The sequence below is a fragment of the Streptomyces sp. NPDC091377 genome (assembly GCF_044757045.1).
GTDB lineage: Bacteria > Actinomycetota > Actinomycetes > Streptomycetales > Streptomycetaceae > Streptomyces.
On record NZ_JBIVUE010000008.1, the window covers coordinates 244,759 to 269,706 of the forward strand.

Annotated in this window: 18 protein-coding genes; 11 read left to right on the forward strand and 7 right to left on the reverse strand. The window is 69.3% G+C overall.

What is annotated here, in order from left to right; translation table 11 throughout:
* Positions 1–43 precede the first annotated feature (43 nt).
* Positions 44–1,537, reverse strand: coding sequence for a glycosyltransferase family 87 protein (locus ACIQNG_RS20060; protein WP_401486566.1), 1,494 nt, complete (start codon positions 1,535–1,537; stop codon positions 44–46).
* Positions 1,538–1,668: 131 nt separating this feature from the next.
* Positions 1,669–4,392, reverse strand: a complete 2,724-nt coding sequence (locus ACIQNG_RS20065) for a transglycosylase domain-containing protein (RefSeq protein WP_401486568.1) — start codon at positions 4,390–4,392, stop codon at positions 1,669–1,671.
* A 384-nt stretch (positions 4,393–4,776) separates the two neighbouring features.
* On the opposite strand from ACIQNG_RS20065, the gene ACIQNG_RS20070 reads away from it, so the two are divergent.
* The 4 genes from ACIQNG_RS20070 to ACIQNG_RS20085 all read left to right on the forward strand — a co-directional run bounded on the left by ACIQNG_RS20070 (position 4,777) and on the right by ACIQNG_RS20085 (position 8,543).
* On the forward strand, positions 4,777–5,457 hold the full coding sequence (locus tag ACIQNG_RS20070) for a helix-turn-helix transcriptional regulator (protein ID WP_401486570.1): 681 nt from the start codon (positions 4,777–4,779) through the stop codon (positions 5,455–5,457).
* Positions 5,458–5,501: 44 nt separating this feature from the next.
* Positions 5,502–6,584 (forward strand): inositol-3-phosphate synthase, encoded by a 1,083-nt coding sequence (locus ACIQNG_RS20075; RefSeq protein ID WP_401437875.1) that lies wholly within the window; start codon positions 5,502–5,504, stop codon positions 6,582–6,584.
* Between the two features lie 93 nt (positions 6,585–6,677).
* On the forward strand, positions 6,678–7,940 hold the full coding sequence (locus ACIQNG_RS20080) for an MFS transporter (protein WP_401486572.1): 1,263 nt from the start codon (positions 6,678–6,680) through the stop codon (positions 7,938–7,940).
* A gap of 129 nt (positions 7,941–8,069) precedes the next feature.
* Positions 8,070–8,543 carry a hypothetical protein gene (locus tag ACIQNG_RS20085; RefSeq protein WP_401437871.1) on the forward strand — a complete coding sequence of 158 codons (474 nt, stop codon included), beginning with the start codon at positions 8,070–8,072 and terminating at the stop codon, positions 8,541–8,543.
* A gap of 138 nt (positions 8,544–8,681) precedes the next feature.
* On the opposite strand, the gene ACIQNG_RS20090 is transcribed toward ACIQNG_RS20085, so the two are convergent.
* Positions 8,682–10,130, reverse strand: a complete 1,449-nt coding sequence (locus ACIQNG_RS20090) for a CCA tRNA nucleotidyltransferase (RefSeq protein ID WP_401486574.1) — start codon at positions 10,128–10,130, stop codon at positions 8,682–8,684.
* A 431-nt stretch (positions 10,131–10,561) separates the two neighbouring features.
* Here ACIQNG_RS20090 and ACIQNG_RS20095 point away from each other — a divergent pair, with 431 nt between their 5' ends.
* The 7 genes from ACIQNG_RS20095 (at position 10,562) to trxA (ending at position 20,682) form a co-directional block, all read left to right on the forward strand.
* Entirely contained in the window at positions 10,562–13,030 is a 2,469-nt protein-coding gene (locus ACIQNG_RS20095) for a DUF6049 family protein (RefSeq protein WP_401486576.1), read from the forward strand.
* A 44-nt stretch (positions 13,031–13,074) separates the two neighbouring features.
* Complete coding sequence (murJ, locus tag ACIQNG_RS20100) at positions 13,075–15,657, forward strand: murein biosynthesis integral membrane protein MurJ (RefSeq protein ID WP_401486578.1); 2,583 nt, start codon at positions 13,075–13,077, stop codon at positions 15,655–15,657.
* 116 nt (positions 15,658–15,773) lie between these two features.
* Complete coding sequence (locus ACIQNG_RS20105) at positions 15,774–17,516, forward strand: protein kinase family protein (protein WP_401486580.1); 1,743 nt, start codon at positions 15,774–15,776, stop codon at positions 17,514–17,516.
* Between the two features lie 24 nt (positions 17,517–17,540).
* Positions 17,541–18,260, forward strand: a complete 720-nt coding sequence (gene sigM, locus ACIQNG_RS20110; protein ID WP_401437860.1) for an RNA polymerase sigma factor SigM — start codon at positions 17,541–17,543, stop codon at positions 18,258–18,260.
* Positions 18,257–19,189, forward strand: coding sequence for an anti-sigma factor family protein (locus ACIQNG_RS20115; RefSeq protein WP_401486582.1), 933 nt, complete (start codon positions 18,257–18,259; stop codon positions 19,187–19,189). The genes sigM and ACIQNG_RS20115 overlap by 4 nt, the downstream gene beginning before the upstream one ends.
* Before the next feature lie 135 nt (positions 19,190–19,324).
* Complete coding sequence (gene trxB, locus ACIQNG_RS20120; protein WP_401437855.1) at positions 19,325–20,296, forward strand: thioredoxin-disulfide reductase; 972 nt, start codon at positions 19,325–19,327, stop codon at positions 20,294–20,296.
* A 56-nt stretch (positions 20,297–20,352) separates the two neighbouring features.
* Positions 20,353–20,682 carry a thioredoxin gene (gene trxA / locus ACIQNG_RS20125; RefSeq protein ID WP_401486585.1) on the forward strand — a complete coding sequence of 110 codons (330 nt, stop codon included), beginning with the start codon at positions 20,353–20,355 and terminating at the stop codon, positions 20,680–20,682.
* 129 nt (positions 20,683–20,811) lie between these two features.
* Here the strand turns inward: trxA and ACIQNG_RS20130 are convergent, their stop codons facing one another.
* The 4 genes from ACIQNG_RS20130 to rsmG form a co-directional block, all read right to left on the reverse strand.
* Positions 20,812–21,429 carry a GNAT family N-acetyltransferase gene (locus ACIQNG_RS20130; protein WP_401437849.1) on the reverse strand — a complete coding sequence of 206 codons (618 nt, stop codon included), beginning with the start codon at positions 21,427–21,429 and terminating at the stop codon, positions 20,812–20,814.
* A gap of 231 nt (positions 21,430–21,660) precedes the next feature.
* Positions 21,661–22,761 carry a ParB/RepB/Spo0J family partition protein gene (locus tag ACIQNG_RS20135; protein ID WP_401486586.1) on the reverse strand — a complete coding sequence of 367 codons (1,101 nt, stop codon included), beginning with the start codon at positions 22,759–22,761 and terminating at the stop codon, positions 21,661–21,663.
* Positions 22,758–23,831: a ParA family protein gene (locus ACIQNG_RS20140; RefSeq protein WP_401437995.1), complete on the reverse strand. Its 1,074-nt coding sequence runs from the start codon at positions 23,829–23,831 to the stop codon at positions 22,758–22,760. The genes ACIQNG_RS20135 and ACIQNG_RS20140 overlap by 4 nt, the downstream gene beginning before the upstream one ends.
* Positions 23,832–24,142: 311 nt before the next feature.
* On the reverse strand, positions 24,143–24,859 hold the full coding sequence (gene rsmG, locus ACIQNG_RS20145) for a 16S rRNA (guanine(527)-N(7))-methyltransferase RsmG (protein WP_401437844.1): 717 nt from the start codon (positions 24,857–24,859) through the stop codon (positions 24,143–24,145).
* Positions 24,860–24,948: the final 89 nt, after the last annotated feature.

Genomic DNA, 24,948 nt, shown 5'->3' on the forward strand with positions numbered 1-24,948 from the left:
CCGCGTACGGCCCTTCGTACGACCTCTGACCGGCCGTGTTCGCTCAGGGCGAACGGCTGCCCCAGTCCACCTGTGGTCCGCCCTCGTGCCCGTCGTGCTCCGGAAACGGGCCGCCCGGCCGCAGGACGAAGTCGTCGGGCGCCCCGTCGAGGACACCGCCGCAGGGGTCGTCGTCGCCCGTCTGCCGGACCACGTCCCGCTCCGGTTTGAAGATGTCGCGCACGACCATCCCGCACAGGTAGAGCGTGCCGAGCAGGTGGGCGCCGATCGCCCAGTGGTAGCCGTCCGTCGGCAGGCCCTTGTGGGCGTCCCCGCTCGTCGTGTACGCGAGGTACATCCAGATGCCCAGGAAGTACGCCACCTCACACACCTGCCAGATGAGGAAGTCCCGCCACTTGGGCCGGGCCAGCACGGCCAGCGGGATCAGCCACAGCACGTACTGCGGCGAGTAGACCTTGTTGGTCAGGATGAACGCGGCGACGATCAGAAACGCGAGCTGGGCGAAGCGGGGGCGGCGCGGGGCCGTGAAGGTGAGCGCAGCGACACCCGCGCAGGAGAGCAGCATCAGCAGCGTGGCGAGCGTGTTGACGGTCTCGGTGGCCAGCGGATCACTGGAGTTCTGCGCCATGATCAGCCAGAAGGAGCCGAAGTCGACGCCGCGCTCCTGGCTGAAAGTGTAGAACTTCGACCAGCCCTCGAAGGCGAAGAGCATCACCGGCACATTCACCATGACCCACGCGCCGGCCGTGGCCGCCACCGCCTTGCCGAAGTCCCGCCACTTCCCGGCCCGCCAGCACAGCACGAGCAGGGGGCCCAGGAGCAGGAACGGATAGAGCTTGGCGGCCGTGGCGAGCCCCAGCAGGACACCGAAGGCCACCGGGCGGCTCCTGGACCACATGAGCATCGCCGCGGCCGTCAGGGCGACTGCCAGCAGGTCCCAGTTGATGGTGGCGGTCAGCGCCAGCGCGGGCGCCAGGGCGACCAGCAGCCCGTCCCAGGGGCGCCGACGGTGGGTGCGGGCCACACAGACGGCGATGACGGCCGCGCACACCATGAGCATCCCGGCGTTGACCATCCAGTACCACTGCGCCTGGTGCTGCATGCTGCCGCTGCCCGTGGTGACCCAGGAGGCCACCTCCATGAAGACACCGGTCAGCACCGGGTACTCCAGGTACTCCATGTCTCCGGGCAACCGGTCGAAGTACGGGACGAGCCCGTCCGCGAAGCCACGCCCCTGGTAGAGGTGCGGGATATCGGAGTAGCAGGCGTGCGTGTACTGCGAACTGGCGCCGTAGAACCAGGCGCCGTCGTAGCAGGGGGCCTTCTGGATCAGACCGAGGGCGAACATGCCGATCGCCACGAGCACGATGATCCGTACGGGGGTCCACCAGGACGTCCCGAGCAGGGCCCGCCGACCGATGGGGCCACCGATCAGCTCGCTGCCGCTCGCGGCGACCTCGTCCGTCCTGGTGGGCCGTACGGTGTCCGGTTCACGCGCGCTCGCTTGCGTCGATTCTGCACTGGGCATGCGGGACATCCTGCCGTACGACGCCCGTGAAACGGCGAGGGCCGTCGCATCAGATCGATGCGACGGCCCTTGTTTCACGTGAAACAGCGCTGCGTTTCACGTGAAACATCCACGGCGGGACAGAACGGGGCTACCGGGCGCTACCCGGCTGGACCTGCGAAGATGCCACCTTCATCACCGCCGTTCCCATTCCCGTTGCCGTTTCCGTTCCCATTCCCGTTGCCGTTTCCGCCGGTGTTGGTCGGTCCTGGTGGATCGGTCACACCACCGTCGGCGCCACCGTTCTCCGTGCCGCCGTTCTCCGTGTCGCCGTTCTCACCACCACCGTCCTCGCAGCCGAGGAAGTCGGTGCACGACTCGGTCGCGGAGGGCGAGGGAGTGGTCTCCTCCGGAGTCGGGGACGGGGTCGGCGGCGGAGTCGTCTTCTCCTCGGTCTCGGTGGCCGAAGGCGTCGGAGGCAGGGACGGGGCATCGTTCACGACCTCGCCGATGGGCTCCGGCTCGGGGAACTTCGCCTTCTTCTCGCCCTTCATCGCCTCCGCCATGTACGCCTGCCAGATCTCCGACGGGAAGGAGGCACCGTGGATGGAATCCTGGTCACCGGTTCCGTACATGGGGAGGAACGTGCGGTCCTTGACCGTCTCGTCGTCCGGGTAGCGGAACATGCTGATCGCGGTCGACAGCTGCGGGGTGTAGCCGACGAACCAGGCCGACAGGTTGTCGTCGGTCGTACCGGTCTTGCCGGCGACGTCGCGGCCCTCCAGCTGAGCGTTGGTGCCCGTGCCGTCCTCGACCACGGTCTTCAGGACGTCCGTCACGTTGTCGGCGATCTGCGAGGTGAACGCCTGGTTCGGCGCCGCCTCGTGCTTGAACAGCTCGCCGTCCTTGCTGCTGACCTTGGTGACCGAGAACGGGTCGTTCTGCTTGCCGCTGGCGGCGAAGGTGGCGTACGAGCCCGCCATACGGATCGCGCTGGGGTCGGAGATGCCGAGGGAGAACGACGGGAAGTCGATACCGGTCAGGCTGCCCTCCAGCACACCCGAGTCGACGGCCGCCTCCTTGACCTTGTCCAGGCCGACATCCATGCCGAGCTGCACGTAGGCGGAGTTCACCGAGTACTGCATGGCCGTACGGAGGTCGATCTCGTAGTTCGGCGGATCGCCGTACGTCTCGTCACCGTCGTTGACCTGCAGCCACTCCTCTCCCTCCTCGTTGTGCCAGATCGAGTCGTCGTAGTTCTCGATCTTGAGCTTGTTCTTGCCGTTGTACATGCTCTTCGGCGAGACCTGGGTGCGCTCGTCCTGGGCCTGCACCTCGCTGAGGTCGGGGTCTCTGATGCCCCACTTCATCGCCGCGGCCAGCACGTACGGCTTGAAGGTCGAGCCGACCTGGGCACCGGTCTGGTCCGCGTTGTTGGTGAAGTGCTTGGTCGAGTCCTCACCGCCGTAGATCGCGACGATGGCCCCCGACTTCGGGTCCACGGAAGCGCCACCGAACTGGACGTGGGTGTCGGTGTCCGGACGCTTCTTGGGGTCGATGTTCTCCTTCTCGACCTTCTGGACCGCCTTCTCCAACTGGCCGATCTTCTTCTTGTCGAAGGTCGTGTGGATGGAGAGACCGCCGTCACGGAGCTTCTTCTCCGTGATGCCGGTCTTCTCGGAGTTGTTGACCAGATAGCCGTTGGCGAGGTCGACCAGGTAGCCGATCTGTCCGCTGAGCGCGGTGTTGAAGCGCGGGTTCTGGACCTTGGGCAGCTCGGTGTACTTGTCCCGCGTCTCGCGATCGAGGTGCCCGTACTCGACCATCTTGTTCAGGGTGTCCTGCATCTGGGCCAGGGCACGCTTCTTGTTCGCCTCCGGGGTGGCGGCGCGGTCGATGGTGGTGGCCCCGGCGGGGTCGTAGTACGTGGCGCCCTTGAGCGTGGCCGCCAGGAAGGCGCACTCGCCCGGGTTCAGGTCTATGGCCTTCTTGTTGAAGTAGGCGCGGGCGGCGGCCTCGATGCCGTAGGCGTTGCGACCGTAGTACGCGGAGTTCAGGTAGCCCGCCATGATGTCTTCCTTGGAGACATCGGTGCCCACCTTGATGGAGACGAACAGCTCCTTGAACTTACGCGTGACGGTCTGCGACTGATCGTCCAGCCGCGCGTTCTTCACGTACTGCTGAGTGATCGTGGAGCCACCCTGCGTGCTCTCGCCCCTGGCCATGTTCATCATGGCGCGGGCGATGCCCTTCGGGTCGATGCCGCTGTCCGTGCGGAAGGTCTTGTTCTCCTGCGAGATGACCGCGTCCTGCATCTCGATGGGGATCTGGGACAGGTTGACGATCTGCCGGTTCGTCTCACCACCGGTCGCCACCATCTCGGAGCCGTCCGACCAGTAGTAGACGTTGTTCTGCGCCTTCGCCGTCAGCGCGACGTTCGGCACCTCCACCAGCGCGTAACCGACACCCGCGATCGCGACGAGACTGCCGAAGAAGGCGATGCACAGCCCCGAGGTCAGTCGCCACGAGGGCACCCAGCGGCGCCAGCCGTCCCGGTCCGTCCGCGGATAGTCGATGATCCGCTTCTTGCCGGGGGCGGACCCACGGGGGCGGCCGGCGGGGGCTCGGCGCCCGCTCCGGCCGGGATCGGCAGCCCGACGGCGGCCTCCGGTACTTCTCTGGGCCGCACGGCGGGCCTCGGCGCGGCCACTGTAGGGCCGCTCCTCGTCTCCTGTCCCATGATCCGGGCCATGGGCCTCGGAAGGAGACCCGGTGGCGCCTCGCGGTGTCGCACGGCGACCGGAGGACGAGGCGGACGCGCCACGTCGGGCCGCGGCGCGTCCGCCTCCCTGCGGCTGCGGCGGTTTGCGACGGTGCTCGCTCATCGAACGACTACTCCTCGGGCAGGCGCATCCGTGCGCGCCTGGAAACAGCGGCTGGTTTCCGGTCCCCCCGAAGTACGGATGCGGTCGATCCCGCATTCACCCGTACTGCACCGAGGACCAGGACGTCCCCTCGCGCCTCGTGGTTCCCGGCGGTCTGCATGGCGGACAGACTACGCACCGTCAAAACCCGCCTAGCCCCGAAGTTCACCCCAAAACAGGCAACTTGCTTCCTACGAATCAGTGATGTGACGCCGTTCACCGTTCTCCCTCTTGTCCCATCCGGAAGGCCGTTCTATCGTCGTGATGTATCGATTCGATACATCAGCGCGACATAAAGACCGTCACGGCGCCCGTCAGACGGGCCGCGGCAGAGGGGAGGCGACATTGAGCCGGCGTTCCGGGATCCTTGAGTTCGCCGTACTCGGCCTGCTCCGCGAATCCCCGATGCACGGCTATGAGCTGCGCAAACGACTCAACACGTCACTGGGCGTGTTCCGGGCGTTCAGCTACGGAACGCTGTATCCCTGCCTCAAGACGCTGGTCGCCAACGGCTGGTTGATCGAGGAACCGGGGAACACCACCGAGGACGCGCTCGCCGCTCCCCTCACCGGCCGCCGGGCCAAGATCGTCTACCGGCTGACCGCCGAGGGCAAGGAGCACTTCGAGCAGCTGCTCTCGCAGACCGGACCCGACGCGTACGAGGACGAGACCTTCGCCGCACGGTTCGCCTTCTTCGGGCAGACCTCGCGCGATGTCCGGATGCGCGTCCTCGAAGGCCGCCGGAGCCGGCTGGAGGAGCGCCTGGAGAAGATGCGGGCCTCACTGGCCCGCACCCGGGAGCGCCTCGACGACTACACGCTTGAGCTCCAGCGCCACGGGATGGAATCCGTGGAGCGCGAGGTGCGCTGGCTGAACGAGCTCATCGAGAGTGAGCGGGCCGGACGGGACCTTCGGGGCTCCGACACCGGGGACTCCGCTCAGCAGAACACCACTGGAGCGCCGGGCGTCCTGCCCCGGCCCGGAGACACCTCCGGGCCGGATACGCCCGACGACACCGTCACGTGATGCCCCGCCAGGGCCTCACCGAGTACACACAGGGAGCAACCGGAATGGGTTCGGTTCGCGTAGCCGTCGTCGGCGTGGGCAACTGCGCCGCGTCGCTGGTGCAGGGCGTCGAGTACTACAAGGACGCCGACCCGGCGTCCAAGGTGCCGGGCCTCATGCACGTGCAGTTCGGCGAGTACCACGTCCGCGACGTGGAGTTCGTCGCCGCGTTCGATGTCGACGCGAAGAAGGTCGGTCTCGACCTCGCGGACGCCATCGGCGCCTCCGAGAACAACACCATCAAGATCTGCGACGTGCCCTCCACGGGGGTGACCGTCCAGCGCGGCCACACCCTCGACGGCCTCGGCAAGTACTACCGCGAGACCATCGAGGAGTCCGACGAGGCCCCGGTCGACATCGTCCAGATCCTCAAGGACAAGCAGGTCGACGTCCTCGTCTGCTACCTGCCCGTCGGCTCCGAGGCCGCGGCGAAGTTCTACGCCCAGTGCGCCATCGACGCCAAGGTCGCCTTCGTCAACGCCCTCCCGGTCTTCATCGCCGGCACCAAGGAGTGGGCGGACAAGTTCACCGAGGCGGGCGTCCCGATCGTCGGCGACGACATCAAGTCGCAGGTCGGTGCCACCATCACGCACCGTGTGATGGCGAAGCTGTTCGAGGACCGCGGCGTCGTCCTGGAGCGCACGATGCAGCTCAACGTCGGCGGCAACATGGACTTCAAGAACATGTTGGAGCGCGACCGCCTGGAGTCGAAGAAGATCTCCAAGACCCAGGCCGTCACCTCGCAGATCCCCGACCGCGAGCTGGGCGAGAAGAACGTCCACATCGGCCCGTCCGACTACGTCGCCTGGCTGGACGACCGCAAGTGGGCCTACGTCCGCCTGGAAGGCCGCGCCTTCGGTGACGTCCCGCTGAACCTTGAGTACAAGCTGGAGGTCTGGGACTCCCCGAACTCGGCCGGTGTCATCATCGACGCCCTGCGCGCCGCGAAGATCGCCAAGGACCGCGGCATCGGCGGTCCGATCCTCTCCGCGTCGAGCTACTTCATGAAGAGCCCGCCCGTCCAGTACTTCGACGACGAGGCGCGTGAAAACGTGGAGAAGTTCATCCAGGGCGACGTCGAGCGCTGACGTCGAGCACGCACCGGCCCGATCACGCCGGGCTGCCGAGGGTCCCCGGGGCATTGCCTCCGGGGACCCTCCCCGTATGTGAGGCTGGGCCCCATGGCCGTCGTACGTGATCTGCGCGTTCTGCTGCGCTTCGGGAACTTCCGGCGGCTGCTCGCCGTACGACTGCTCTCCCAGGGCGCCGACGGCGCCTATCAGATCGGCCTCGCCACCTACGTCGTCTTCTCCCCGGAGCGCCAGACCTCGCCCGCCGCGATCGCCTCCGCGATGGCGGTCCTGCTCCTCCCGTACTCCCTGGTCGGCCCCTTCGCCGGCGTCCTGCTCGACCGCTGGCGCCGACGCCAGGTCTTCCTCTACGGCAATCTGCTGCGCGCCGTCCTCGCCACCGGCACGGCCCTGCTGATGATCAGCCCCGCACCGGACTGGCTGTTCTACGTCTCCGCGCTGTGCGTCACCGCCGTCAACCGCTTCGTCCTCGCGGGCCTGTCCGCCGCGCTGCCCCGCGTCGTGGACGCCGAGCGCCTGGTGGTCGCCAACTCCCTCTCCCCCACGGCCGGGACGCTCGCCGCGACCGCGGGCGGCGGTGTGGCCTTCGTGGTGCGGCTGACGGTGTCCGACTCCGACGCCGCCGTGGTGCTCGTCGGGGCGGCCCTCTATCTGTGCGGGGCGCTCGCGTCCCTGCGGATCCCGCGCGCACTGCTGGGCCCCGCCCCCGCGTTGATCCAGCCACGGCTGCGCGCGGCCCTCGTCGGCACCACACGCGATCTACTGGCGGGCGTACGGCATCTCGCGGCACCGCGCCGCCGGGAGGCCGCGTGGGCACTCGGCGCGATGACCCTCATGCGGTTCTGCTACGGCGCCCTCACGGTCACCCTGCTGATGCTCTGCCGCTACGCCCTCACCTCCACGACCGAGGACGGACTCGCGCTGCTGGGGCTGGCGTTGGGGGTCTCGGGGGCGGGCTTCTTCGCGGCGGCCGTGGTGACGCCCTGGGCCGTGGGCCGCTTCGGGCGGATCGGCTGGATCGTCGTCTGCTCGGGGGCCGCTGCGGTACTGGAACCCGCGCTCGGACTGCCCTTCGCGACGGCACCGCTGCTCGCGGCGGCGTTCGTACTGGGACTGACGACACAGGGCGCGAAGATCGCCACGGACACCGTCGTGCAGTCCACGGTGGAGGACGGCTTCCGCGGCCGGATCTTCGCGGTCTACGACGTCCTCTTCAACGTCGCCTTCGTCAGCGCCGCCGGAATGGCCGCCCTGATGCTGCCCCCGGACGGCCGCTCGGTGCCTCTGGTGCTCACCGTTGCCGCGATCTATGCGGGAGTTGCGGTGGCTATGGCCCGCTTTGATCGACGGTGAGTGTCACATGAAGGCCACAGACATCGTCCGGGGGGCCGCGTTGTCAGTGGTGGCCGATAACTTACGTGGGTCTTAAGCGCGGTCAATGCGCGCCGCTCACCCATTCGTTACTTTCAGGGGGACTCCCACGTGACCACTCCGCCGCCCCAGGGCAACCCGTTCGCCCAGAACCAGCCGCAGGGGGAGAACCCCTTCGCCCAGGGCCAGACGCCTCCGCAGGGCGGCATCCCGCAGCAGGGCAGCCCGTACACCGCCGCCCCGCCGGAGCCGCCCCGCCGTAAGATCGGCTTCAAGACGATCAAGAACGTCGTCATCGCGATCGCCGTCATCAGCGCGGGTGTCGGGTGGTACATAACCAGCCGGGACGACGCCGACCAGGCCGCCGTGGGCGACTGTCTGAAGTCCGCGTCGTCGTCCTCGGACCGCATGGAGGTCGTGGACTGCGGCTCCGCCGAGGCCAATGCCGAAGTCCTCAAGAAGATCGAGGGCAACTTCTCGTCCGTGACCGCGGAGACCGAGTGCCGCGAGGTCACGGGCGCCACGAGCTTCTACGCGGAGACCGGGGACGGGGCTGAGTTCCTGCTGTGCCTGAAGGACGTCTGAGTCTGACCCGGTCGCTCGATGTTTCACGTGAAACATCGACGCCGCTGCGGTGAGAAACGAGCAGCCCGATGAGAAACGGGGCCATGTTTCACGTGAAACATGGCCCCGTCGGCGTCGCTCGTCGGTGTCGCTACCGGCTCACGCCTCCGGCTGCTGCGTCCACCACTCCTTGAGTGCGGCCACCGCCTCGCCGTGCTCCATCGGTCCATGCTCCAGCCGCAGCTCCAGCATGTGCTGGTAAGCCCGGCCGACCGCGGGTCCCGGGCCGATACCGAGGAGCTGCATGATCTCGTTCCCGTCGAGATCGGGACGGATCGAGTCCAGCTCCTCCTGCTCCTGGAGCTGGGCGATCCGCTCCTCCAGACCGTCGTACGCCCGGGACAGCGCGACCGCCTTGCGCTTGTTGCGGGTCGTGCAGTCCGAGCGGGTCAGCTTGTGGAGGCGGTCCAGCAGCGGGCCGGCGTCACGGACATAGCGGCGCACGGCGGAGTCGGTCCACTCGCCGGTGCCGTAACCGTGGAAACGCAGATGCAGCTCGACCAGCCGCGAGACATCCCTCACCAGATCATTGGAGTACTTCAGCGCCATCATCCGCCTCTTGGTCATCTTGGCGCCGACGACCTCGTGGTGGTGGAAGGAGACCCGCCCGTCCTGCTCGAAGCGGCGGGTGCGCGGCTTGCCGATGTCGTGCAGCAGCGCGGCGAGGCGCAGCGTGAGATCGGGGCCGTCCTGCTCCAGCGCGATCGCCTGCTCCAGAACGATCAGGGTGTGGTCGTAGACGTCCTTGTGGCGGTGGTGCTCGTCCCGTTCCAGCCGCAGCGCGGGCAGCTCGGGCAGGACCTGGTCCGCGAGGCCGGTGTCGACCAGCAGCGTCAGCCCCTTGCGGGGGTGGCCTGACAGCAGGAGCTTGTTCAGCTCCTCCCGGACCCGCTCGGCCGAGACGATCTCCAGCCGGGCGGCCATCTCGCGCATCGCCGTGACGACCTCGGGGGCCACGGTGAAGTCGAGCTGGGCGGCGAAGCGGGCGGCGCGCATCATCCGCAGCGGGTCGTCCGAGAAGGACGCCTCCGGGGTGCCCGGGGTACGCAGCACCCGCGCCGTCAGATCCTCGCGGCCACCGTGCGGATCGATGAAGGTCTTCTCCGGGAGGGCGACCGCCATCGCGTTCACCGTGAAGTCACGGCGGACCAGGTCCTCCTCGATGGAGTCCCCGTAGGCCACCTCGGGCTTGCGGGACGTCCGGTCGTAGGACTCCGAGCGGTAGGTCGTGACCTCGATCTGGTAGCCGTCCTTCTGGGCGCCGACCGTGCCGAAGGCGATGCCGACCTCCCAGACGGAGTCGGCCCAGGGCCGCACGATCTTCAGAACGTCCTCGGGGCGGGCGTCCGTGGTGAAGTCCAGGTCGTTGCCGAGCCGGCCGAGCAGCGCGTCCCTCACCGAGCCCCCGACGAGGGCGAGGGAGAACCCCGCCGTCCGGAAGCGGCGGGCGAGATCGTCGGCGACCGGGGCGATCCGCAGCCGCTCGTCGGGCGCGAGATCGGCCGCCCGGTCCAGGGCGCTGAGGTTGTCTTCGTTGGCGTTCGGCACAACAGAAGAGGGTACGTGGCCCGGGCCACCCGAGGCGCACCCATTACTTCCCACGGCTGCCGCCACCCCGGGCCCCGGCGGTAGGACCGCACCCTCCCGGTCTCGAACCGGAAGGGACCGCATCCTCCCGGCCCCGGTCCGGGCGGGGGCCGCACCCTCCCGGCCCCCGCCCGGAAAGGCCCGCCGACCCGGGCCCGCCAGGCTCCACACCGCTCGGTCTCAGGAACCGCTCAATCCCCGCACACGTATATAAGGAGAGACCTGGGCCTCGGGAGAAGCGGCCTACGGCCTTATACGTGCATATAGAGGACGGCCCATCCATCGTTTCCGATCTTGTCGTACGGACTGCGGCACTTCCCCTCGGCGCGCATCGTTACCATGCGTGGACGCACATTCCGAGACACGGACGACGACGAGGGACGGGCGAGCGCGTGGCCGAGGCGGCAGACATCCAGGGGACCCCCTCACCTGCCCTCCGGTGGCTGCGGCGCACCGGCGCCCTGGTCGCCGGCGCGCCCCTGCTGGTGGGTCTGCTCCAGCTGCCCGCCGCGCCGTCCGCCCAGGCCACACCGCATACCGCGCCGTCCGCCGAGAAGGCCGGCACCGGCACCCGTACGGTCAGCGTCTCGATCGACTCGCTCAGCCCCGGTGTCCCGACGGACGGTGACACCGTCACGGTCTCCGGTTCGGTGACCAACACCGGCAAGCAGGCCGTCACGGACGCGTACGTGGATCTGCGCGTGGGCCCGAAGCTCGGCACCCGCTCGGACGTCGACGACGCCGCCGAGCGCACGGGGTACGTCTCCGGCGCGGACGGCGTCCCGGTCGGCGACTCCTACTCCCAGGACTTCCCCAAGCTCACCCCGGGCGTCGCCCAGCGCTTCAGCATCTCCGTACCGGCGGACGATCTGGACCTCGGCGGCAGCGGTGTCTACCAGCTCGGGGTGGCCCTGTCCGGCGAGACCGCCGCGCAGCCGTGGGAGACGGTGCTGGGCCTCCAGCGCACGTTCCTGCCGTGGCAGCCGGGCGGCGCGGACGCCCGTACGAAGACGACGGTCCTGTGGCCGCTGGTCTCGACGGTCCGGATGACGGCCGAGACCGACGCCAACGAGCAGCAGACACCGGTCTTCCTCAACGACGACCTCGCCGCGGAGATCGCCCCCGGCGGGCGACTGGAGCGGATGGTGGCGCTGGGCAAGGAGCTGGACGTCACCTGGGTGATCGACCCGGACCTGCTGGCCTCCGTGGACGCCATGACCCGCACCTACGAGGTGCGCGACGGCGGCCGGGCCACGACACCCGGGACCCACCAGGCGGTGGCCAAGCAGTGGCTGGCCCAGGTGCAGAAGGCGGTGCAGGGCGAAGAGGTCGTCGCGCTGCCCTTCGCCGACCCCGACCTGGCCTCCCTCGCGCACAACGGCACCGATGCCACCGGCTCGCTCAGCCGGCTCAAGGAGGCCACCGACGTGGTCGCCAACACGGTCGGGCCGATCCTCCATGTGAAGCCGACCACCGACTTCGCCTGGCCGGTGGACGGCGCGATCGACCCGTCGATCGTCAAGGTCGCCACCTCGGCCGGAGCGGACAAGGTGATCACCCGCAGCGACAGCCTGGAGGAGACCGCGGGGCTGCCGTACACCCCTTCCGCGGCCCGCCCGATCGGCGGCGGCACGACGGCGGTGGTGGCGGACGCCCGGCTGTCCACGGCCTTCGAGGGCGATCTCACCAAAGCGTCCGCGAACAGCCTCGCCGTACAGAAGTTCCTCGCCCAGAGCCTGATGCTGAACCTCCAGTCGGACCAGCAGCGCAGCATCGTGGTCGCCCCGCAGCGGATGCCGAGCGCGAGCCAGGCCCGTGCCATGGCGGAGGCGCTGACCGCGCTCCAGGGCGGCGGCTGGTCCGAGATGCAGAACCTCACCGACGCGGCGGAGGCGAAGCCGGACCCGGGCGCCACCACCAAGGTGCCGTCCGCCTCCCAGTACCCCTCCTCGCTGCGCAAGCGGGAGCTTCCCCGTACGGCGTTCGAGGAGATCGCCGCCACCCAGGACAAGCTCGACAACTTCAAGGTGATCCTCAGCGACCCGTCCCGGGTGGTGACACCCTTCGGGCTCGCCATGAACCGCGAGATGTCCACGTCCTGGCGGGACCGCGCCACCGAGGCGACGAGCTTCCGCAACGGGGTGGAGAACTACCTGGAGGACCTGTCCGACCAGGTCACCCTCATCCAGAAGTCGGAGACCAAGCTCTCCGGACGCAGCGCCACCATCCCGGTGACCGTGCAGAACAACCTGGTCCAGCCCGTCGACAATCTGGTGCTGAGGCTGACCTCCACCAGTCCCACCCGGCTGGAGATCGGCGGCGACGTCTACGCCGAGCAGCCGGTCTCCGTCTCCGGCGGGCACAGCCAGTCGGTGAAGTTCGACACCTCCGCCAACGCCAACGGCCGGGTGACCGTGATCGCCCAGCTGTACACGGAGGACGGCCAGGCGTACGGCACTCCCGTCACCTTCGACGTGAAGGTCACCGAGATCACCGCCACGGTGATGCTGGTGATCGGCGGCGGCGTCCTGCTGCTCGTCCTCGCCGGGTTCCGGATGTACACCCAGCGCAAGCGGGCCGCCCAGGGACCGGGCGAGGACGGGCCGGACCCGGCCGACACCGGGACCGACGCCGATCCTGACGCCGGAACCGACGCCAGGACCGAAGCCGGGACCGGGCCCGACACCCGGACCCACGCCGGGGCGGCACCGGAACACCAGGAGCGGTCCGGGGCCCCTCACTCGGAGGAGTCCGGCACCCGGCCGGGGGCACCCGACCCTCAGCAGCCGAGTGACCCGACGCCGGACACCGCAGCGGAAAGCGCCGACCCGTCCGCGACGGGTGAGAGAGTGGACCGTTGAGGATGTCGTGGCCGGTCGGCCCGGGACGATGAGGTGGGGTAACCATGAACGCGCCGTACGACGGTGAGCGCGGTCAGGCCGCGGGCGGCTCGGGCCACCCCGAGGACCCGCAGGCCGAGCCCGGTCAGGTGCCGCCGCAGCACGCCGCGGACATGTACCTCCAGGACGCCTACGCCCAGGACCCCTATCGCGAGCAGGATCTCGCCGCGCAGGACCCGGTCGCCGAGGCGCTCTACGACCGCGCCTCCCACCCGCCGCCGCCCCCCGGCACCTACCCCCCGCAGCCGATGTACGGGCAGCCGCAGCAGTCGCCGTACGCCCCCGACCCCCGGGTCTGGGCGCAGACGCCCGCCCCGGAGCCGGAGGGCCCCACCCAGTACCTGCCGCACGGCGACGATCCCCGCACGACCCAGTTCGTGGGCGTGGACGACCTGGTCACCCAGGCCGGCGACCAGCGCAACGAGGCGGACGCCTTCGCGCACCTCTTCCGCGACCAGCAGCACAGCGGGGTGCATCCCCCGGACGCCCACGGAGCCCACGGCGCCCACACCGCCGTCCCCGGCCCGGCGGCGACCCCTCACCAGGGCGGCTACCCGCAGGACGCCTACCCGGCGCCCCAGCAGCACCAGCAGCACCAGCAGCAGGGCCCCTACGCCGAAGGCGGCGGCCAGCACGCGCAGGCGCAGCACGCGCAGGCGCAGTACGCGGCCCCCTCCTACGAGGCCCAGCAGGCACCGCACCAGGCCGAGCAGTACGGGGCCCAGCAGTCCCCCCCGTACGGGGCGCAGCAGTACAACGCCCAGCAGTACGACGCTCAGCAATCCGCCCAGGCCCAGGCTCCGTACGCGGCCTCACCGCACGGCGGGCAGCACGCCCAGTACGGCGCACCGCAGACCGCCCCGCCGGAGCAGTACCGGCCGACCCCCAGGACGGCGCCGGAGACCGAGGCGCCCACCCCGGCGCCGGCCGCCGGTTCCTCCTCCGCGGCGAAGAAGAGCGGCCGGGCCGCGGGGCTGCTGAAGTCCAGCGCCGTGATGGCGGCGGGCACCATGGTCTCGCGGCTCACCGGCTTCATCCGCTCGGCGATGATCGTCTCGGCGCTCGGCGTCGGTCTGCTCGGCGACACCTTCCAGGTCGCCTACCAGCTGCCGACCATGATCTACATCCTCACCGTCGGCGGCGGCCTCAACTCGGTCTTCGTCCCGCAGCTCGTCCGTGCCATGAAGGACGACGAGGACGGCGGCGAGGCGTACGCCAACCGACTGCTGACCCTGGTGATGGTGGTCCTCGGCGCTCTCACCGTGCTCGCCGTGCTCGGCGCGCCGTATCTGGTCCGCGCCCTGTCGAACCCGGTCGCCTCCAACGCCTCGGCCAACGACGTGGCCGTCACCTTCACCCGCTACTTCCTGCCCTCGATCTTCTTCATGGGCATCCATGTGGTGATGGGCCAGATCCTCAACGCCCGCGGCCGGTTCGGCGCGATGATGTGGACGCCGGTCCTGAACAACATCGTCATCATCGTGACGCTGGGCATGTTCCTGTGGGTCTACGGCAGCGCCGCCGACTCCGGGATGACGGTCTCCAACATCCCGCCGGAGGGCGAGCGGCTGCTCGGCGTCGGCATCCTGCTCGGCCTGGTCGTCCAGTCGCTCGCGATGATCCCGTATCTGCGCGAGACCGGCTTCCGGATCCGGCCGCGCTTCGACTGGAAGGGCCATGGCCTCGGCAAGGCCGCGATGCTCGCCAAGTGGACGATCCTGTTCGTCCTCGCCAACCAGGCGGGCGCCCTCGTCGTCACCCAGCTCGCGACCGCCGCCGTCTCGGACACCAACATCGCGGGCACCGGCTTCAGCGCCTATGCCAACGCGCAGTTGATCTGGGGACTGCCGCAGGCCATCATCACGGTGTCCCTGATGGCCGCGCTGCTGCCGCGGATCTCCCGCTCGGCCCACGAAGAGGACTCCGGCGCCGTCCGCGACGACATCTCGCAGGGCCTGCGCACCACGGCCGTCGCCATCGTCCCGATCGCCTTCGGATTCGTCGCGCTCGGCGTCCCGATGTGCACCCTGATCTTCGGCTCCTCGGGTACCGGCGCCGCCACCAACATGGGATACATGCTGATGGCCTTCGGCATCGGCCTGATCCCGTACTCCGTGCAGTACGTCGTCCTCCGCGCCTTCTATGCGTATGAAGACACCCGCACCCCCTTCTACAACACGGTCATCGTGGCCGCGGTCAACGCCGGGGCGTCCGCGCTGTGCTTCCTGCTGCTGCCCGCCCGCTGGGCCGTGATCGGCATGGCCGCCAGCTACGGACTCGCCTACGTCATCGGCGTCGGCGTCGCCTGGAACCGGCTGCGCCAGCGGCTCGGCGGCGACCTCGACGGCGCCCGCGTGCTGCGCACCTACGCCCGGCTGAGCATCGCCTCGGTCCCGGCGGCGCTGCTGAGCGGCGCGGCCTGCTACGGCATCATCCACGTGCTCGGCCAGGGCGTCCTCGGCTCGTTCGCGGCCCTGCTGGGCGGCGGCACCGTGCTGCTCGGCATCTTCTTCGTGGCGTCCCGTCGCATGCGTATCGAGGAGCTGAACTCCTTGGTCGGCATGGTCCGCGGGCGTCTGGGCCGCTGAGGGGGGTACGCGCACAACCATCGTCCGTCATCGTGTGTCGTGCATAGCGGCGGACTGTGGGCACAATTGGTTTCGGCGTCGTACGGGGCGCAACAGATGGGGAGGCAGGGACGACGGTGGCGGAACGGAGCAGGGCTGCCGTCGACGTGGCAGACACCAGCGGCGACGAGCCGCTGGCCGCCGAGGCGGACCAGGCGGACCAGTCCACGGCCGACGGGGCGGACCAGAACCCGGAGCGGGACACGGAGCAGGACGAGGCACAGGGGAGTGGCGGGACCGAGTCTCCCGCGGCTCCCGGGGCCCCCGCGCCGCCGGAACTGCACAGCGGGCACAAGCTCGCCAGACGCTACCGCCTGGAGGAATGCGTCACCCGTCTGGACGGATTCAGCAGCTGGCGTGCGGTGGACGAGAAGCTCCGCCGTGCCGTCGGGGTCCACATCCTGCCCGCCGATCACTCACGGGCCCGTTCCGTCCTCGCCGCCGCCCGCTCCTCCGCGCTGCTGGGCGATCCCCGCTTCGTCCAGGTCCTCGACGCCGTCGAGGAGAACGACCTCGTCTACGTCGTCCATGAGTGGCTGCCCGACGCCATCGAGCTGACCACCCTGCTGGCGAGCGGCCCGCTGGAACCGCACGACGCCTACCAGATGGCACATCAGATCTCCGCCGCCATGGCCGCGGCCCACCGCGAGGGCCTGGCACATCTGCGGCTCAGCCCCAACGCCGTGCTGCGCACCTCCAGCGGACAGTGGCGCATCCGCGGTCTCGCCGTGAACGCGGCGCTGCGCGGCATCGCCTCCGACACCCCGCAGCGGGCGGACACCGAGGCGATCGGCGCGCTCCTGTACGCCGCGCTCACCCAGCGCTGGCCGTACGAGAACGATGCCTACGGGCTGGCCGGGCTGCCGAAGGCCATCGGCCTGATCGCCCCCGACCAGGTGCGGGCGGGCATTCACCGGGGTCTGTCCGAGCTGTCGATGCGGGCGCTGGTCAACGACGGTGCCACCGCCTCGCGCCACGAGTCCCCGTGCACCACGCCGGAGGAACTGGTCAAGGCGATCAGCGAGATGCCCCGCATCCGCCCGCCGGAGCCGACGTTCACCGCCCCGCCGGAGTACCAGCGCACGACCTACCAGCAGGGCTCGTACGGCCGTCAGGCGCCGCGTCCCGGCGACACCCAGCCGGTGCCCCCGCCGCCGCCCCCGTTGCAGAGCCGTACCGGCAAGGCACTCAAGTGGGCCGTGTCGGCGCTGCTGATCGCCGCGCTGGGCCTGGGCAGCTGGCAGCTCGCGGACGCTCTGCTGGAGCAGAACGACAAGCCCGACGACGCCGACCAGACCCAGACCACGGACAGCGGGGACAAGGGCAACGGCGACGCGCCGAAGCCCGTCCGGCCGATAAAGATCGCGGGCGCGCAGGAGTACGTGGCCAAGGGCTCCCCCCAGGCGACGGACGAGGTGCCGCACACCTACGACGGCGACCCTTCCACCACCTGGCGAACGAAGAGCTTCGTCGACGGACCGAAGATGAACCCGGCCTTCAAGCCCGGGGTCGGCATCGTCTACGACTTCGGCTCCGAGCGTGAGGTCAAGGCGGCCGACCTCGGTCTGCTGTTCAGCGGCGACCACACGGCGGTCACGCTGTACGCGACGGACTCCATGAGTTCATCGGTGCCGGTGACGTCGATGAAGGAGCTGGGCTCGACGACGACCAGCGGCAACTCGGCTGAGATCAAGGTCGACAAGCCGGTCGCCAGCCGGTACGTACTGGTGTGGTTCACGGCGCTTCCGTACGCGTCGGGCGACGAGTTCAGCAGCGCCGGCTACAAGCAGGCCGTCACGGAACTGAAGTTCACCGGCTGACCGCTGCGCGAAGGGGGAGGGGCGATGGCGGACGACGTCCGGTTCGGCGATGTGAACGACCGGGACCTCCTCTCCCGCCATGTCGAGGGCGACCCCCATGCCTTCGGTGAGCTGGTCCGGCGCCACCGGGACCGGCTCTGGGCCGTCGCCCTGCGTACCCTCGGCGACCGCGAGGAGGCCGCCGACGCCGTGCAGGACGCCCTGGTCTCCGCCTACCGGGCCGCCCACACCTTCCAGGGGAAGTCGGCCGTCACGACCTGGCTCCACCGGATCACGGTGAACGCCTGTCTGGACCGCGCCCGCAAGGCGGCCTCCCGCAAGACCTCGCCGGTGGACGACACCGAGCGTCTGGAGCAGCTCCTGGAGCCGCACGAGTCGGCCTCGGCGCCCGCCGAGCGCAACGATCTCCACCGCCAGCTGATCGAGGCGCTGGGCACCCTGCCGCCCGATCAGCGGGCCGCCCTGGTCCTGGTGGACATGCAGGGCTATCCCGTCGCCGAGGCGGCCCGGGTCCTCGATGTGCCGGTCGGTACGGTGAAGAGCCGTTGCGCCCGGGGCAGAGCCAGACTCCTGCCGCTCCTCACCCACCTCCGGCCGCCGTCCCCCGACGGCGATCCGGGCGGGGAACGGAACCGGACGGAGGGGACATCCGTCCCACCGGCAGCGGGACCGCCCGAGAGCAGGTCCCGGCAGTCCGGGCCGAGTGATTCAGCTGCTGTGAAGGGCGGAGGTGGGCGAGCGTGACATCCACGACAGACTTGACGGGGCATCCGGACGTCACCGAGATCGCCGACCTCACCGAGGGCCTGCTCTCCTCGTCCCGGACCGCCGAGGTGCGGGAGCATCTGGAGACGTGCGAGCTGTGCGCCGACGTCCATGCCTCCCTGGAGGAGGTCCGCGGGCTGCTGGGCACGATGCCGGGCCCGGTGGGCATGCCCACCGATGTCGCCGACCGGATCGATGCCGCCCTCGCGGCCGAGCCGTTCCCGCCCGGCTCTCATGACGACGACGCGCTTGTTTCACGTGAAACAGAGGGCGGGGCGCGCACGCCTCACGACCTGGACGACGGCGTGCGTGTTTCACGTGAAACATCGGTCGCCGCCGACCGCCCCGCAGGCCGTGCCCGGGTCTCGACCAGCGGGCCCGGCCGTAAGGCCCATGACCGGGCCCGGCGCCGCCGGGTGACCGTCATCGGTGCCGCCTTCGCCGCGGCGGCCGTGGGGCTCGGGTCCGTGCTGCTGTCGACGCTGACGAACGGGGAGACCTCCACCCCGGGGAACGGTGAACGGTCCACCGCCGTCGCCGACACCTTCTCCTCAGGAACGCTGGAGCGGCAGGTCGCCGACCTCCTCTCCGTCCCCGAAACCGCGTCCACCCTCGGTACCGAGCGCACCCCGAAGGACGACCTCGGGGTGGAGGGCGAGGCAGATCCGCCCAGGGTGCTCCAGGAGCCGTCGGTACCCGACTGTGTCCGAGAGGGCATCGGGCGTGACGACCCGGCCCTCGCCGTGGACGAGGGCGTCTACCAGGGGACCGAAGCCATGCTCGTCGTCCTCTCCGACCCCAGCGACGCCAGGCGGGTCACCGCGTACATCATGGACGCGACCTGCATCAAACGCTCCTCCACCGCGATCGCGGAGATACTGCTGCAGACCTCGTACGCGCATCCCTGAGCAACGGCAGCGGCGCCCCTCCGTGTGCCCGGACACAGCGGGAATGCGAGCCCTCTAGGATCCGTTGGGTGGGGTGAGAGTCCTGAGAAGCGGCTCCACCGGAAACTGACGAGTTCAGAGACGAGGAACCAAGCCGTGAGCGACGTCCGAAACGTGATCATCATCGGCTCCGGGCCCGCCGGCTACACGGCGGCGCTGTACACCGCGCGCGCATCGCTCAAGCCCCTGGTGTTCGAGGGCGCGGTCACCGCGGGCGGTGCGTTGATGAACACCACCGAGGTCGAGAACTTCCCGGGCTTCCAGGACGGCATCATGGGCCCCGAGCTGATGGACAACATGCGGGCGCAGTCCGAGCGCTTCGGCGCCGAACTCGTCCCCGACGACATCGTCTCCGTCGACCTCTCCGGTGAGATCAAGACGGTCACGGACACCGCCGGGACCGTGCACCGGGCCAAGGCCGTCATCGTCGCCACCGGCTCGCAGCACCGCAAGCTGGGCCTGCCCAACGAGGACGCGCTCTCCGGTCGCGGTGTCTCCTGGTGCGCCACCTGTGACGGCTTCTTCTTCAAGGACCACGACATCGCCGTGATCGGCGGCGGTGACACCGCCATGGAGGAGGCCACCTTCCTCTCCCGGTTCGCCAAGTCCGTCACCATCGTCCACCGCCGGGACACCCTGCGCGCCTCCAAGGCGATGCAGGACCGCGCCTTCGCCGACCCGAAGATCAAGTTCGTGTGGGACAGCGAGATCGCCGAGGTCCAGGGCGACCAGAAGCTCAGCGGACTGAAGCTGCGCAACGTCAAGACCGGTGAGCTGTCGGAGCTGCCCGTCACCGGGCTGTTCATCGCGATCGGCCACGACCCGCGCACCGAACTCTTCAAGGGTCAGCTCGACCTCGACGGTGAGGGCTATCTGAAGGTGGAGGCCCCCTCGACCCGGACGAGCGTGACGGGTGTCTTCGGAGCGGGCGACGTAGTCGACCACACCTATCGCCAGGCGATCACCGCGGCCGGCACCGGCTGTTCCGCCGCGCTCGACGCCGAGCGGTACCTCGCCGCCCTCTCGGACGAGGCGAAGGCCGAGCCCGAGAAGACCGCCGCCGTCTGACCTCGCCCGTCCGCGCGACCGCCTCTCCTCCCCACCACTCATGTAAGGAGCCCACTGTGGCCGATCTGAAGCACGTGACCGACACCTCCTTCGATCAGGACGTCCTCAAGAGCGACAAGCCCGTACTGGTGGACTTCTGGGCCGCCTGGTGCGGTCCGTGCCGCCAGATCGCGCCGTCCCTTGAGGCGATCGCCAAGGAGCACGGCGACAAGATCGAGATCGTCAAGCTCAACATTGACGAGAACCCGAACATCGCCGCCAAGTACGGCGTCATGTCCATCCCGACCCTCAACGTCTACGTGGGCGGCGAGGTCGCGAAGACCATCGTCGGCGCCAAGCCGAAGGCCGCGATCCTGCGCGACCTTCAGGACTTCATCGCCGAGTAGATCGCGTCGCCGTCATCGCGGGGCAGATATCCCCGCCGGGCGATGTTTCACGTGAAACACGAAGGGGCCGACCCAGAAAGGTCGGCCCCTTCGCATACCGACAGAAGACCAAAGGCCCGCCGCCACGGCTCACAGGGGCCGCAGCGCCGGTTCCTTGCGGGCGCCTCCCAGCAGTCGATCGATCGCCATCTCCACGTCCTCGCGCCACGACAGTGTGGTCCGCAGTTCCAGCCGCAGACGCGGATGCACGGGGTGCGGCCGGACGGTCTTGAAGCCCACGGCCAGCAGATGATCCGCCGGAAGCACACACGCGGGCTCCTTCCAGCGGGCATCACCGAACGCCTCGATCGCCTTGAAGTCCCGCCGCAGCAGATCCTTCGCGACCGTCTGCACCATCACCCGGCCCAGCCCCTGCCCCTGGTACCCCGGCATGATGAAGGCCGTCATCAGCTGAACGGCGTCGGGTGAGACCGGACTGGTGGGAAAGGCCGTCGCACGGGGGACATAGGCGGGCGGCGCGTAGAGCACGAAGCCGACCGGGACCTCGTCCACATAGACGACCCGTCCGCACGACCCCCAGTCCAGCAGGACGGCGGAGATCCAGGACTCCTTCTCCAGAGCCGACGTCCCCGCCTTGACCGCGGCCCCTCCGCGGACCGGGTCCAGTTCCCAGAAGACACACTGACGACAGCGCTTGGGAAGGTCCTGGAGGTTGTCCAGGGTGAGCGGTACGAGCCGACGCCCCATGAAGGCTGTTCCTCGCTTCCTCCGCCCGCGGCGTCACGGGCCCTGTCAGGTGGACGCAGTGGATGCGCCCTACCTCTTCGCATCGTATCCAGCCGGCGATCGCGTCGACACCGCCGGAAAGCAAAGAGCGGGCCGCTCCCCGGTACCCACCGGACGCGGCCCGCTCTGCGCTTCAGCCGAGCGGTATCCGCTCGGCCCAGCCCTTCTCAGGAACCGGGCCGAGGCTCAGGCTCAGTCCTCCACCGCGTCCTCGTCGTCGCCGCCCAGCAAGCTCTGCTGGAGCAGCAGCCGCTCGCCGGGAGCGAAGGTGCTGAGAATGCGCTCAAGATCGTCGGGTGAGGCGAACTCGACCGTGATCTTGCCCTTCTTCTGGCCCAGCTCGACCTTCACCCGTGTCTCGAACCGGTCCGAGAGCCGCGACGCCAGATCGTTCAGCGCCGGCGAGACCCGGGCACCGGCACGCGGTCCCTTGGCCCGCTGCGACTTCTGCGGGCGGGACCCCATCAGGGTCACGATCTCCTCGACGGACCGGACGGAGAGCCCCTCGGTCACCACACGGTGCGCGAGCCGCTCCTGCTCCTCCAGATCTTCGACGGAGAGCAGCGCCCGGGCATGTCCGGCCGAGAGCACCCCGGCCGCCACCCGGTTCTGGACCTTGGGCGAGAGCTTCAGCAGGCGCAGGGTGTTGGAGACCTGCGGACGGGACCGGCCGATCCGGTCCGCGAGCTGGTCGTGCGTGCAGTTGAAGTCCCTGAGGAGCTGGTCGTACGCGGCAGCCTCTTCGAGCGGGTTCAGCTGGGCGCGGTGAAGGTTCTCCAGGAGCGCGTCCAGGAGCAGCTTCTCGTCGTCCGTGGCCCGGACGATCGCCGGGATGGCATCCAGGCCGGCCTCACGGCAGGCTCGCCACCGGCGCTCACCCATGATCAGCTCGTAGCGCCCGGCACTCACCTGGCGCACGACCACGGGCTGGAGCAGACCGACCTCCTTGATGGAGGTGACCAGCTCCTGCAACGCGTCCTCATCGAAGTTGTCACGCGGCTGCCGGGGGTTCGGCGTGATGTCGTCCAGCGGGATCTCGGCGAAGTGCGCGCCGATCGGAGCCGCGGGGTGCTCCGGTTCCTGGAAGACCGACAGCCCCTCTGTTTCACGTGAAACAGGCGGCAGGGTGGCAACCTTAGCCGCAGCCACCCCGCGATCGCTCAGCACCGGCACGGCCCCGGGGCCGCCGGATGCGCCGCCCCCTACCGCGGTCTGTGCGGGCGTCTTCTCTGTCGAGGCACTGGGGATCAGGGCGCCTAGCCCACGGCCCAGACCCCTTCGTCGCTCGCTCACTGGATCCCCTCCACCATGCTCGGGTCACTCTGGGCGCCGATATGGGCGTGGGGAGCGTCGTAGGAGACGCCCACACCCTTCAGCGCGATTTCTCGGGCCGCCTCAAGATAGGAGAGGGCACCGCTCGATCCTGGATCGTAGGTCAGCACCGTCTGCCCATAACTCGGTGCCTCGGAGATACGGACCGAGCGAGGAATGCTCGTCCGCAGCACCTCGTCACCGAAGTGACTGCGCACCTCTTCCGCGACCTGGGACGCGAGACGCGTCCGGCCGTCGTACATGGTGAGCAGGATCGTCGACACATGCAGTGCGGGGTTGAGGTGCCCCCGCACCAGATCGACATTGCGGAGCAGTTGACCCAGTCCCTCCAGTGCGTAGTACTCGCACTGGATCGGGATGAGTACCTCCTGCCCGGCGACGAGCGCGTTGACCGTCAGCAGACCGAGCGAGGGCGGGCAGTCGATGAGGACATAGTCCAGCGGCTGCTCGTAGGACTGGATCGCCCGCTCAAGCCGGCTCTCCCGTGCCACCAGCGACACCAACTCGATCTCCGCACCGGCGAGATCGATGGTGGCGGGTGCGCAGAAGAGCCCCTCGACATCAGGGACCGGCTGGACGACTTCGGCGAGCGGCCTGCTCTCGATCAACACGTCGTAGATGGAAGGAACTTCGGCGTGATGGTCTATGCCGAGGGCGGTGGACGCATTGCCCTGTGGGTCGAGGTCGATCACCAGTACCCGGCTGCCGTGCAGGGCCAGCGACGCGGCAAGGTTGACGGTTGTCGTCGTCTTGCCCACCCCGCCCTTCTGGTTGGCGACGACCATGACACGGGTCTGCTCGGGCCTCGGGAGGCCCTCGCCCGCGCGCCCCAGAGCCTCCACCGCCAGTTGGGCAGCGCGTCCGATGGGAGTGTCGTCCATCGGGGGCGGTGTTTCACGTGAAACATCCTCCCCCGTCGATTCGGTACGGGGGCCGGGGACCGGATCGGTCATCGGTCCCGCGATGTTGGCGTTGGACCGCAAGGATTCACTCTCCTCGACTTCAGGCTCGCAATGAACAGAGCCTCCCATGCCTTCGGGGTCGCGAACCAGCGAGGTCTGTTCTTCTGTGGAGAAATCCACCTCTGTGGACAACTCCGTGCCCCTCACGAGGGACTGAGGACGTTCCGGGATGGACGGAGCAGCCTCTCCGAGGGCGCCGAGAGGCTTACGGTCGCGAGGTTCGGCCGCGGCCCGGCCGCGACTGATGATGCCGTGCAGCAGTGAGCGACGTTTCACGTGAAACACGATGCACAGCGCCAGGGGCCGAACTGTCGCGACACTCCGTCATGCATGGGTTTGGCAGCTTGTGTGGAGTACGGATGGTTCTGATGGCAGATGCCTCAGCGCCGCCGTCGCACCCGCCCCGTCCGTGCCGCCTTGGCCCGCTTCGCCGCGAACCGCACACCGCCGGGACTCTCCCCGACCTCGACCCGCACCACGGTCGAGCGGGGATGCACGACCCCCTCACCCACATGCAGAATCGACGTCTCCACGGCACCGAGCTTGCTCAGCGCGGTCGCCGCGGCCTTCAGCTCCTCCTCGGCGGTGTCGCCCTTGAGCGCGAGCATCTCGCCGTAGGGCCGCAGCAGCGGGATGCCCCAGGTGGCCAGCCGGTCCAGCGGGGCGACCGCCCGTGCCGTCACCACATGCACCGGTGGCAGCTTGCCCATGACCTCCTCGGCCCGCCCACGCACCACGGTCACATGGTCCAGGCCCAGTAGCTCGACGACCTCGGTGAGGAAGTTGGTCCGCCTCAGCAGCGGCTCCAGGAGCGTGATCTTCAGATCCTCCCGGACCAGGGCGAGCGGGATACCGGGCAGCCCGGCACCGGAACCGACATCGCAGACCGTGACCCCTTCGGGAACGACCTCCGAGAGCACCGCGCAGTTCAGGAGATGCCGCTCCCACAGCCGGGGCACCTCACGCGGGCCGATCAGACCGCGCTGCACCCCTGTCTCGGCGAGCAGCTCCGCATACCGGACCGCGTCCGCGAAGCGATCTCCAAACACCGCCCGCGCCTCCTCAGGCGCAGGGGGAAGCTCCGCTGCCTCCGTCACAGGGACCGTCCTTCCATACCGCTTCAGCGCACCGCGCGCCGACCATCAGGGCTCAGGATCTACCGGGGGACCGTCAGTCTCAGAATCAG

Excerpts from the sequence above, each read along its gene's own strand:
- sigM (WP_401437860.1), top strand. The coding sequence starts at position 17,541 with ATGGCGGACGACGTCCGGTTCGGCGATGTGAACGACCGGGACCTCCTC.
- ACIQNG_RS20075 (WP_401437875.1), top strand. The coding sequence starts at position 5,502 with ATGGGTTCGGTTCGCGTAGCCGTCGTCGGCGTGGGCAACTGCGCCGCG.
- ACIQNG_RS20130 (WP_401437849.1), bottom strand. The coding sequence starts at position 21,429 with ATGGGGCGTCGGCTCGTACCGCTCACCCTGGACAACCTCCAGGACCTT.
- ACIQNG_RS20060 (WP_401486566.1), bottom strand. The coding sequence starts at position 1,537 with ATGTCCCGCATGCCCAGTGCAGAATCGACGCAAGCGAGCGCGCGTGAA.
- ACIQNG_RS20065 (WP_401486568.1), bottom strand. The coding sequence starts at position 4,392 with ATGAGCGAGCACCGTCGCAAACCGCCGCAGCCGCAGGGAGGCGGACGC.
- ACIQNG_RS20140 (WP_401437995.1), bottom strand. The coding sequence starts at position 23,831 with ATGGGAGGCTCTGTTCATTGCGAGCCTGAAGTCGAGGAGAGTGAATCC.
- ACIQNG_RS20080 (WP_401486572.1), top strand. The coding sequence starts at position 6,678 with ATGGCCGTCGTACGTGATCTGCGCGTTCTGCTGCGCTTCGGGAACTTC.
- murJ (WP_401486578.1), top strand. The coding sequence starts at position 13,075 with ATGAACGCGCCGTACGACGGTGAGCGCGGTCAGGCCGCGGGCGGCTCG.